This window comes from Staphylococcus ureilyticus (genome assembly GCF_002902235.1).
Classification (GTDB): domain Bacteria; phylum Bacillota; class Bacilli; order Staphylococcales; family Staphylococcaceae; genus Staphylococcus; species Staphylococcus ureilyticus.
The window spans coordinates 66808-73346 of the sequence record NZ_PPRL01000141.1 but is presented as its reverse complement, the minus strand read 5'-3'; the positions used below and the strand labels follow the sequence as shown (position 1 = coordinate 73346).

The following is a 6539-nucleotide window of genomic DNA, read 5'->3' as shown; positions in this document are numbered from 1 at the left end:
TTACAATATTGTTATCTTTTTTCACTTAAAATTCAGTTGGATATATAAACTAATATAGTTTTAACCATACTTTTTAAATAAATAGAAATATTCCAAGTAATTATTTTCGTAAAAAATAAAATATTGTATAATATAATCATCAAAAGGAGGAGATTTTATGCTAGTCAGAAAAAATACGTTAATAATTCAAATTAAAACTAAAACAACAGGAGGAATAAATGATTAAATCAATCAATTATATAAATTTGCAAACAATATATGATTGAAATCTTACTTTTAATCATTTATTCCAATAAGGAGTTATAATGATTAAAAGAAGTTTAATTATTCCACTTTATATCAATATTTTTTTGGCATTTACTGGCATAGGACTAGTCGTTCCAAGTTTACCTTTAATAATTAAAGATTTATCTATAACTGGAAATGCTTTTGGAGTACTTATTGCAGTTTTTTCTTTTTCCAAATGATTTGTTCACTTATAATTGGATACTTTTCTGACAAGTACCCCAAAAAGCACTTTCTATCGTTTGGATTGTTATTCTATATAATTTCAGAATGCTTATTCGGGATAGGTATGGATTTTTATACACTCTTTGTTTCCAGAGTATTGGGAGGCATAAGTGCTGCCTTAATGACTACATCTATTATTGGCATTATCGGAGATATCTCTGATGAAAAAAATCGTGATAAAAATTTCGGCACATTTTCAGCTATAACATCATTAGGCTTTATCATTGGACCAGGTATAGGAGCGTTGTTTTCATCAATCCACATAAGATTACCTTATTTTATAGCTATGGTAATAGGTATGATCATGTTAGTTATAAATTTAAAGTTAAGTATTCCACATATTAAAAATGAAGATGTACCAAAAAATAAAAATTTCAAAATAAAATTCAAGGACTTAAAACTATATTTATTACCTTCTATAATTATATTCTTATTAGCATTTGGACTAGCTGCTATAGAAGAGCTTTATCCATTATACTTAGTCGATAAAGCTGCGTTTACATCTATTAATATAGCTGCCGCGATTATAGGTGGATCTTTGCTAGGCGCTTTCACTCAATATTTTCTATATCCTAAAATTTCAAAGTATTTGAGTGAACTTTCGATCATCACTATTAGTTCTATGTATTCGATCGTCATATTATTTAGCTTGTTATTCTTAAATTCTGTAATATCCCTCATATTAATAAGTTGGATTATATTTATTGGATTTGATATCATACGCCCTACTATAACAGTGTATCTATCAAAATTAGTTCAAAACAAACAAGGTTTAGCAGGTTCAATAAACTCTACTTTTACCTCTTTAGGTACTTTAATAGCACCAATTATTGCTGGTTATTTTTACTCTCAAAATATAAATGCACCAGTTTATCTTGCTATGATTTCTATTGTCTTAAGTATTCTTACTTTGTTCATTTTTCCTAAAAAGTAAATACTGGATAATTAAAAAGGATAGGCATTCATTTGCCTATCCTTCTGCATTAAATCCAAAATGACCTGCTAGCTTTTCTGATTCGTAAAAAGTAGTTCATTTTTATATTTCTTTGCTCAATATATTTTTTATCTTTTCTTTAAAAAGTGGTGTATAAATATAGCGATAGCCTTTTAAAGTCGGGTGTGCATCATCAGCAAAAAGTGTATTATCATATTTTATTTGTTCATTTGCCCATTGATTGCCCCAAACATCTAAAATTTCAATATCCCATTTTTCTTTTAGTTTATATAAATTATATACCAAAAATTCATAATAAGGATCTGCTTTTCTAATACAAGTATAAAATAATATAGGCGTATCCCAGGTTAATTTAGCGTAACTAATAATATATTCCATTGCGCCAATTGTTGTTTCTACATTAAAAGCATTATGATCATATGCTTTTTTTATTTCACCTACAGATTTATTTAACCTACCATCATTCGTTGATAACTGACAAATCAACAAATCAAATTTGTTTTTACTTAACTTCTCTTTTTTTATTCTTTGGACATATGAATTTTTTTCTGTTCCTGCCAAACTTGTACCCGAAATTGCTTCTTTCGTTGTGTTCATATGAGATTCTATATTTAAAAATTCAACAAATGAAATCCCATGAGAAGCCGCACCATATGTAATTGAAGAACCTAAAAAAAGAATGTTTTTATCAGTTAAACCATCTTCTCTTTTAAAAAAATTGGGAGTTCGGTTTAAAACTACTTTTATTGCCTTTTCGTATATCATTAACAAAATTTGTCACTGCAGAAGCTAATTTCCCAACAATATACACGCTAATTAACATTATTACCTTTTTCAATTTTATAGCTCCTTTTGGACATTATCATATTAAATTCTCAAATATACACTTTAATTAGTTAGGTACATTGAATTACTAATTTTCATGATATTATAACTTGATTATGACAGAAAGTTTATAGTCTAACTGTATGCATAAGTCAATGAAAAACAACTCATGATATCAATATTTTTTATATTTCACATTGATAATCTTATTTAAGTATTCTATTTTATATAATTTAATCTTTTTAGTTCAAAAGTTCTACGTCTATTGAAATAATATTACTCACATTGATATATCTACCACTGTCTTTTAAGTAAAAGTATTCATGTTTCTTAATTGCTTTTTCAAACCTTTTTAAAGCCAATGCTTCACTAATTTCCCAAATATTTTCTACATACTCACGAAACATATTTCCATCGTTCGTTTTTATTTTAAAAACAAAAATTTCGTCCATCTATATTCACCCTGTGTAAGTATTATAAATTAATTATCCAACTAATTACTTAGCATTGCAAATTAGATACATTCCTAAATCGAAATACATTCTTACAATAATTTAATTGCTTTCAAAAATAATGCACAAGCACATAGTATAGATTTTTAATAAAACAAAAGCCCTCAACCGCAATGGGTGAAGGCTCGGCTATGAAGACGCTGGGAGTTCGTTAAAGCGATTAACTATACATTTTTATAACTATTGCTATATCAACGTTTACATTGTCTTGATGCTGTAGTGTAAAATATTAAAATTGCAAAAACAAAAGAAATTTGTGCACTCTTAATGTATTCGTTCCCGCATGCAAGAGTTAATTACTTAAATACTTAATAATATTATTAATCTGTTTCTTTAAATCGTTCTCGAGTAGCTGGCTCAGCACTTTTTTCTTCGGTTGTATTTTCAGAATGTTGCTCTTTTTATATAGACTTCCCAATTGTACGTTTTTCTTATGTATTTTCAAGAGTCGTTCCTTTATTTTTGTCCACAATTACTTATGCTTAAGATGCCTCATTTTGACCATAAAAAGGTGTTTCTATGTAATAGTGATTTTCGTCACTTTTGCCTTTGTGATGTATTAATCACTCTTATTAAAAAATACTTGATTTTCCGTTTATAACTTTTCATTAGCAATTGTTTTCGCTTGATTGATAGTTAATTTTCCACCTTAATCATGTGACTTATCATCGACATTTTGTTTGTTATGTTTTGAATTACTTTCATCATTTTCATTCGACTTTTTATGGTCTTCATTGGATTCATTTGAATTCCTCACATCATCCAGACTAATAAAATCACATCCACTCAAAAAAATTATAGTTACCAATGCTGAAATAAACAAACTTTTAATTTCACAATAAACTCTTATCTATATTCCTAGTACATATAACTTAGTAGAGATGTTTTTAACATAAAATACATAATTAAATATTAATATCCAAAACATTTATATATAACATATAATATTAGTCCAATGGTTGGTCCACCAATTATTACCATAACCACAATACACCCAGTATCACCCAAAGCCCAATGCAATATTTTAAAGATTACTAGCCAAAATACAACAGTAACAACGATCCCTATAAGTAATATCAATAACATAGTAAAAATTCCAATTAAATCCATTCTATCCTCATTACTACTCCTTATACTGTTTTAAAATTTAACAAAGAATATTGTAACATTCTTTCACTTTCATTCAACAATAATGTTATTCAAAAAATATAATGTCCTATCATTAATTATTTACATATTATTTTTCACTATCTAAAATGATTACAATTTTTAAATCTGCTATTCTTCTTTAGAATAATAACTTTCGTTACATACCCCATCATACATTTAGTTACTTAATATATATTTCTGACATTTACTTTGTGCTACATCGGGCAATGAATTTACGTATAGTTTTCGCTTTATTAAATAACCATAAGCATATTCACAAATATTAAATTTAACTATAACCTTTTGTTATCACTATTATTTTTTATGTATAGTACAATTAAGTTAATAATTTATTTTTAAGGGAGAGCATTAAATGAAAAAGATTTTATTTTTATTATTAGCAAGTTTCTTAGTATTAGCAGCATGTGGCAATAAAGAAGAAAGTAAATCAGATGATAGTAAGGAAACAAAATCATCAAGTAATAAGAAATCAAATGATGAAAAGAATGATATTAAACAATCTGAAGATAGCAAAGACAAATCAAATGATAGTTCTAATGATGAAGTAACAAAACAAAATGAAATTAATGAACAACCTGTTCAATCACAAGAACAAGTGAATACACAAAAGCAACAGATGACACAACAACCTATTCAGTCGCAAGAGAAAGCAGAACAATCTGAATCTGAACAACAACAAAACTCACAAGTGGCTAATAAAGAGCAATCAAATGTACCTGCTGGTGACGCAATGTTTGGTGAATATAAAGAAGATGGTACTTATTGTACAGTTGGTGGTTGTTTAACACCTGAACAACAAAAAGACCAAGAAGAAGCAAATTATGAAGAGATGGAAAATCAAGGATATTCTCGTGAAGAGTACGATGAAATTCAGAATAAAGCTGCAGAATTACAACAACAAAGAGACAATGGAGAAATTTCATCAGAAGAATTTACGGATAGTTATCTTGAATTATATGATTGATAATCCTATTTAACATATTTTTATATGGGCATTAAACTATGCCCTTTTTATTTTAACTCCGCAATATCCTTCAAACTAATTCTATTTAATCCATTTCATTCATATAAATAAAACAATGGTACATAGTCATCTACTTTGCGAATATATCCTTCTATATTTTTAATATATCCACTTTCATAATAACTAATAATCACTTCTGAATCATTGAGCATTTCGAACGTTAAAGTTTATTCAATTCATATAGTTGATCATCGCTAAATAAAGACTTAACTATTTTATTCTGATCTTCAACATACTATTCTAACATTTCATACTTTTCGAGCATAAACTTGAAAAGATGTAATTTAACTAATCCATGTTCTTGTAGTATTCGTTATTAAGATACTCATGTGGTGTTTTACGATAATCAGTTTCATTTTTATAATTATCTGGAATCATAGTATTACCTCAATAAATATTGACGGAACACTTGTTATTATATGTAAATAAAAAATAACCACCCATTGACATGTGTGAGTGGCTTATTAGAAAGACAAAAATATTCAATTAACTATACAAAACATTCATAAACTACGATTATTTCTAATTTTCATTGCTTTAATAACTATGTATATTGAATTTACACCCATTATAAGAACGTAAGGTATTAATATAATCAAATTTTCTAATTGTGTAATAAAAATAAGACCAAATAAAAATAAAATATTTAACCAAATAGATATAAAATAACTTGTGTCTAATTCAGGATTTATCTTCACAAAATCACCCATTCTTTAAAATTTCAATATAATTGCTTTATTGACATTGAGCTACGAAACAATTTTATTTTAACACAAAAAATAAGGCTAGCACATAAGTGTATATCCTTGATAATCAATCCATTACCCTATCAAAACTTGTCGTACTCTCTTATCTGATACTTCAAATATACGTCCCACCATGATAACTTAATAATCTGTTGTACTTTATATATCACAGTTGTTGTTCAAGTGACCTAATTAAATCACTTAAATTTCTATTTTATAAAAATGTTCAACTACAGGAAAAGGTTCATAATAACAATGCAATAAAGACTTCCAATTATTATATTCTTCAGACTCACGAAAACCTATTGTATGATCTTCTAATGTTTCCCACTCAACCAATAACAGATACTTACCTTCTTCTTCAAAACACTTATTTAACGAATGATTTATATTGCCTTTCATTGAACTAATAATACTAGAGGCTTCTATAAAAGATTCCTCAAATTCATTTTCCATATTCTTTTTAACTTGTAACATCGCTCCTTCAAGTACCAATGCAAAATCCCCCTTAAAATATATTTTGAAAGAAATTAATACGATTTCCTTTTATTTTAACCACTTTTATATCATTAATCTATTTTGCTTTATTCCAATTGCTTTATTGACGTTGAGCCTCGCAATAATTTATTTTAATGATAGCATAAAAAATAGGGCAAACACATAAGTGCCTACCCTTCTACTATTTTATCCAACACCCTATCAAATACTTGTTTCACTTTCTTATCTGATACTTCAAATAAATGCCCCACCATGACAATTTAATAATCTGTTGTACTTTAATATCACAATCGTTGTAC

The 6539-nt window shown here is 27.2% G+C and carries 6 protein-coding genes; 3 read left to right on the top strand and 3 right to left on the bottom strand.

The window, feature by feature from the left end:
* The first annotated feature begins 305 nt into the window (after positions 1-305).
* Positions 306-467 (top strand): hypothetical protein, encoded by a 162-nt coding sequence (locus tag CD150_RS13815; RefSeq protein ID WP_236588555.1) that lies wholly within the window; start codon positions 306-308, stop codon positions 465-467.
* Complete coding sequence (locus tag CD150_RS12285) at positions 464-1444, top strand: MFS transporter (protein WP_236588571.1); 981 nt, start codon at positions 464-466, stop codon at positions 1442-1444. Before CD150_RS13815 ends, CD150_RS12285 begins: the two co-directional genes overlap by 4 nt.
* 102 nt (positions 1445-1546) lie before the next feature.
* Here CD150_RS12285 and CD150_RS12280 read toward each other — a convergent pair whose 3' ends face one another.
* Together CD150_RS12280 and CD150_RS12275 are read right to left on the bottom strand one after the other, a co-directional pair.
* On the bottom strand, positions 1547-2230 hold the full coding sequence (locus CD150_RS12280; protein WP_103161633.1) for an SGNH/GDSL hydrolase family protein: 684 nt from the start codon (positions 2228-2230) through the stop codon (positions 1547-1549).
* 302 nt (positions 2231-2532) lie between these two features.
* The gene (locus CD150_RS12275) at positions 2533-2742 is read right to left on the bottom strand and encodes a hypothetical protein (protein ID WP_046207460.1); all 210 of its coding nucleotides are present in this window, start codon (positions 2740-2742) and stop codon (positions 2533-2535) included.
* A gap of 1582 nt (positions 2743-4324) precedes the next feature.
* On the opposite strand from CD150_RS12275, the gene CD150_RS13600 reads away from it, so the two are divergent.
* Positions 4325-4936 (top strand): hypothetical protein, encoded by a 612-nt coding sequence (locus tag CD150_RS13600; RefSeq protein WP_073342993.1) that lies wholly within the window; start codon positions 4325-4327, stop codon positions 4934-4936.
* A 1007-nt stretch (positions 4937-5943) separates the two neighbouring features.
* Here the strand turns inward: CD150_RS13600 and CD150_RS12250 are convergent.
* Complete coding sequence (locus CD150_RS12250; protein ID WP_073342996.1) at positions 5944-6237, bottom strand: antibiotic biosynthesis monooxygenase family protein; 294 nt, start codon at positions 6235-6237, stop codon at positions 5944-5946.
* Positions 6238-6539 lie beyond the last annotated feature (302 nt).